General features: G+C 70.3%; 4 protein-coding genes and 2 pseudogenes. 2 read left to right on the forward strand and 4 right to left on the reverse strand.

What is annotated here, in order from left to right; genetic code table 11:
- Window positions 1-116: pseudogene (locus ACFU99_RS35500) on the forward strand (RDD family protein); the annotation flags it as partial.
- Between the two features lie 103 nt (window positions 117-219).
- Here the strand turns inward: ACFU99_RS35500 and ACFU99_RS35505 are convergent.
- The 4 genes from ACFU99_RS35505 to lipB all read right to left on the reverse strand — a co-directional run bounded on the left by ACFU99_RS35505 (window position 220) and on the right by lipB (window position 3,264).
- Entirely contained in the window at window positions 220-900 is a 681-nt protein-coding gene (locus tag ACFU99_RS35505; protein ID WP_384400293.1) for a DUF4191 domain-containing protein, read from the reverse strand.
- Between the two features lie 10 nt (window positions 901-910).
- Complete coding sequence (locus ACFU99_RS35510; protein WP_384400296.1) at window positions 911-1,159, reverse strand: hypothetical protein; 249 nt, start codon at window positions 1,157-1,159, stop codon at window positions 911-913.
- A 252-nt stretch (window positions 1,160-1,411) separates the two neighbouring features.
- On the reverse strand, window positions 1,412-2,365 hold the full coding sequence (gene lipA / locus ACFU99_RS35515) for a lipoyl synthase (RefSeq protein ID WP_384400299.1): 954 nt from the start codon (window positions 2,363-2,365) through the stop codon (window positions 1,412-1,414).
- A gap of 116 nt (window positions 2,366-2,481) precedes the next feature.
- Window positions 2,482-3,264 (reverse strand): lipoyl(octanoyl) transferase LipB, encoded by a 783-nt coding sequence (lipB, locus tag ACFU99_RS35520; protein WP_384400302.1) that lies wholly within the window; start codon window positions 3,262-3,264, stop codon window positions 2,482-2,484.
- A gap of 308 nt (window positions 3,265-3,572) precedes the next feature.
- Between lipB and ACFU99_RS35525 the strand changes: the two are divergent.
- A pseudogene (locus ACFU99_RS35525) lies at window positions 3,573-4,140 on the forward strand (regulator); the annotation flags it as partial.

The following is a 4,140-nucleotide window of genomic DNA, read 5'->3' on the forward strand; positions in this document are numbered from 1 at the left end:
TCCGCGTCGCGCTGCGCAGCGTCCTGCTCGTCGTCGTCATCCCCGCCGTCGTCTGGGACCGCGACTCCCGCGGCCTCCACGACAAGCTCGCCCGCGCCGTTCAGGTTCGGATCTGAGCATCACTGAGAAGTAAGTAGGCGTATGCGTTAGAGGGCGGTCCGGGAATTGTCCCGGGCCGCCCTCTGTCTCGTGTGCGTTTGTAGTGGCTGTCTCCGCGGCTCAGCGGCCCTTCGGCATCCTCATGCCCTTCGGCATAGGGCCCTTTGGCATGGGCATGTTGCTCATGAGATCCCCGAGCGCCCGCAGCCGGTCGTTCACCACCGTCACCTGCGCGCCCGGCAGCACCCGCGGCAGCTTCAGAAGCGTCGTACGCACCTTCTTCAGCGGCACCTGGCCCTCGCCGTCGCCCACCACCACGTCGTGCACGGGCACGTCCGCGACGATGCGGGCCATCTTCTTCTTCTCCGCGGCCAGCAGCGACTTGACCCGGTTCGGGTTGCCCTCGGCGACCAGCACGATGCCGGCCTTGCCGACGGCCCGGTGCACGACGTCCTGGCTGCGGTTCATCGCCACCGCCGGGGTCGTCGTCCAGCCGCGGCCGATGTTCTCCAGCACCGCGGCGGCCGCGCCCGGCTGGCCCTCCATCTGCCCGAAGGCAGCCCGCTCGGCGCGCCGTCCGAAGACGATCGCCATCGCGAGGAAGGCCAGCAGGAAGCCCAGGATGCCCAGGTAGATCGGGTGACCGATCAAGAAGCCGACGACGAGGAGGACACCGAAGGTGACGATTCCCACAGCCGCGACGACAAGACCGACCTTGGGATCGGCCTTCTTGGTCATCTTGTAGGTCAGAGCGATCTGCTTCAGTCGCCCGGGGTTCTCGGATGTTTCCTTCCTCGCCATACAGCGAAGTTTACGTGGCCTGTGGGCCCGGAGCAGCCACGGCCTCCAGTACGTGCTGTGCCTCGCGCCGGTCCTTGGCCCGGCGCCGGTCCTCCAGCACCGAGGTCCAGGCGTTTCGGCGGGCTGTGCGCTGTCCGCCGCTCAGCAGCAGCCCTTCCAGGGCGCGCAGGGCGTCGGTCACGGACGGCGGGCGTACGGAGAGCGTGGGAGGCAGAGCGGAGGGCAGAGCGGAAGAGGCGCGTACGGGCGCGGCCTGCATGTCGGGGTCCCCCTCGGGAGCCTGGATATGGATGGATGTGGATGGATGCGGATGTGGATTTATGGGGCGCACGGGATGTATGCGGACTGCGGGGAGCAGTGCGTGCCTACATCGTCACTGAACGGTGTTACCAACGGATGACCTGTTGGTCAAACACCTATGAAACGTTGACGCGGCCCGTCCGATCGCGCGCTCTTGCGGGTCGTACGGGCCGCGTAGTACTGCCGTGCGGCGTGGGGCTGGGGAGGGCGGTCAGCTCGCCTTGGCGGCGGCCGGAGCGCCGGTCCGCTTGTCGATCGCCTGCTGGTAGAGGCGGCCGGCGCGGTACGAGGAGCGGACCAGCGGGCCGGACATGACCCCGGCGTAGCCGATCTCGTCGGCCTCGTCCTTGAGCTCCACGAACTCCTGCGGCTTCACCCAGCGCTCCACGGGGTGGTGCCGGGGGGAGGGGCGCAGGTACTGCGTGATCGTGATGAGCTCGCAGCCCGCCTCGTGCAGGTCGCGCAGCGCCTCGCTGATCTCCTCGCGGGTCTCGCCCATGCCCAGGATCAGGTTGGACTTGGTGACCAGCCCGGCCGCGCGGGACTGGCGGATCACGTCGAGGGACCGCTCGTAGCGGAAGCCGGGGCGGATGCGCTTGAAGATGCGCGGCACCGTCTCGACGTTGTGCGCGAGCACCTCGGGGCGGGAGGAGAACACCTCGGCGAGCTGCTCGGGCTCCGCGTTGAAGTCGGGGATCAGCAGCTCGACGCCGGTGCCCGGCATCAGGGCGTGGATCTGGCGCACCGTCTCGGCGTAGAGCCAGGCGCCGCCGTCCTCCAGGTCGTCGCGGGCGACGCCGGTGATCGTGGCGTACTTCAGCTCCATCGTGGCCACGGACTCGGCGACCCGGCGGGGCTCGTCGAGGTCCAAAGCCTGCGGCTTGCCGGTGTCGATCTGGCAGAAGTCGCAGCGCCGGGTGCACTGGTCGCCGCCGATGAGGAAGGTCGCCTCGCGGTCCTCCCAGCACTCGTAGATGTTGGGACAGCCCGCCTCCTGGCACACCGTGTGCAGGCCCTCGGACTTCACCAGCTTCTGTAGCTCGGTGTACTCGGGGCCCATCTTCGCCCGGGTTTTGATCCACTCCGGCTTGCGCTCGATGGGGGTCTGACTGTTCCGGACCTCCAGGCGCAGCATCTTGCGTCCGTCGGGTGCGACAGCGGACACGTCCGGTACTCCCCTTTGCTGTACGGCATTCGATTCGTCGGCGAACCCTAGGGTACGCCCGTACTACCTACGCTCTTACGCCCAAGCCAACCTCCGAGGTTGGGGGCGCATTCCCGCTACACGGCCCGCGGAAGCAGCTCCGCCCCTTGTAGGACGTCCCGCAGGTGCTTCTCGATCACGGGCGCGGCCTCGGGGACGGTGACCTCGCGGCCCAGCTCGTTGGAGAGCGACGTCACACCCGCGTCGCGGATTCCGCACGGCACGATCCGGTCGAACCAGGTGTTGTCCGGATTGCAGTTCAGTGCGAAGCCGTGCATCGTCACGCCCTTGGCGATCCGGATGCCGATCGCGGCGAGTTTGCGGTCCTCGCGGCGCTGGCCGGCGTTGGACGGCGCGTACTCCGGACCGTTCAGCCGGGGGTCGAACTCGTCGTCCGCCACGCGCGGATCGAAGTCCAGGGACAGCCCGCCGAGCGCGGGGCGCTCCTCGACCGGGTCGCCCAGCACCCAGACGCCGCTGCGGCCCTCGACGCGGGTGGTCTCCAGGCCGAACTCCGCGCACGCCCGGATCAGCGCGTCCTCCAGGCGGCGTACGTGCGCGACCACGTCCACCGGGCGCGGCAGCTTCTGGATCGGGTACCCGACGAGCTGGCCGGGGCCGTGCCAGGTGATCTTGCCGCCGCGGTCCACGTCGATGACGGGGGTGCCGTCCAGGGGGCGCTCGCTGTCGGCCGTGCGCCGTCCGGCCGTGTAGACCGCGGGGTGCTCCAGCAGCAGGCAGGTGTCCGGGATCTCGTCCGCGAAGCGGGCGGCGTGGACCCGGCGCTGCTCCTGCCACGCCTCCTGGTATTCGACGGCGTCCGCCCCGAAGCCCAGGTGGACAAAGCGCAGCTCACTCACGGCAGCTCCTCTTCGAACCTTGTCTTGCAGCCATCGCGCTCTGCAACTGTACGGCGGGGCGCCGACAGCCCCGAAGGCGGCCGGGTCCGGAGGCTGCCGAGGGGGAGGCCGGGCGGGCGCCGTGGGGGAGTCCGGCGGGTGCTGAGGGGGTCTCGGGGAGGGGGCGGGGAGGTGGTGCGGGGGCCCGCGACCGGCCGTCCGCTGTGCTCACACGATCGGATGAATGCGGGGCGAAGGCGGCGATCAGGGCCATGACTGCCGCTAAATTCGCGCCGTTCCAGAGGGCGATCAGGGAGACCGACAGGCTGATGACGGAACGACCCCCGCACCGCACCCCCAACCGTCAGCTCGCCGGGCTCATCGCCGAGGCGGGCTTCTCCAACGCGGGGCTCGCGCGCCGGGTTGATCAGCTCGGGCTCGAACACGGGCTCGATCTGCGGTACGACAAGACATCCGTGACGCGCTGGCTGCGGGGCCAGCAGCCGCGCGGTACCACCCCGGCGCTGATCGCCGAGGTCTTCACCCGGCGGCTGGGGCGGCGGCTCTCCGCGCAGGACATGGGGCTCGACGCCTGCGCGCCGGTGTACGCGGGGCTGGAGTTCGCCGCGTCGCCCGACGAGGCGGTCGACATCGTCAGCGGGCTGTGGCGCAAGGACTCGGGCAGCCACACCGAACTGCGGAAGATCGCCTTCACCCCGGCCGGGCTGGTGGTCCCCAGCAGGGACTGGCTCATCGGGCGGCCCGATGAACGGGTGGCGCGGGGGGACCCGGGGGCGAGAGGTGCGAGTGGTGCCGCCGGTACGGCCGGCGCTTCGGCCGGCGGCGCGGCCGTCGCTGCCATCGGCGGCGCTTTCGGCGGGGCCCTCGGCGGGAAGC

Origin of the sequence: Streptomyces sp. NPDC057654 (genome assembly GCF_042800135.1) — a bacterium.
Classification (GTDB): domain Bacteria; phylum Actinomycetota; class Actinomycetes; order Streptomycetales; family Streptomycetaceae; genus Streptomyces.

Bases quoted from the DNA above. Each gene is read 5' to 3' on its own strand.
- ACFU99_RS35510 (WP_384400296.1), bottom strand. From the start codon at position 1,159: ATGCAGGCCGCGCCCGTACGCGCCTCTTCCGCTCTGCCCTCCGCTCTG.
- ACFU99_RS35505 (WP_384400293.1), bottom strand. From the start codon at position 900: ATGGCGAGGAAGGAAACATCCGAGAACCCCGGGCGACTGAAGCAGATC.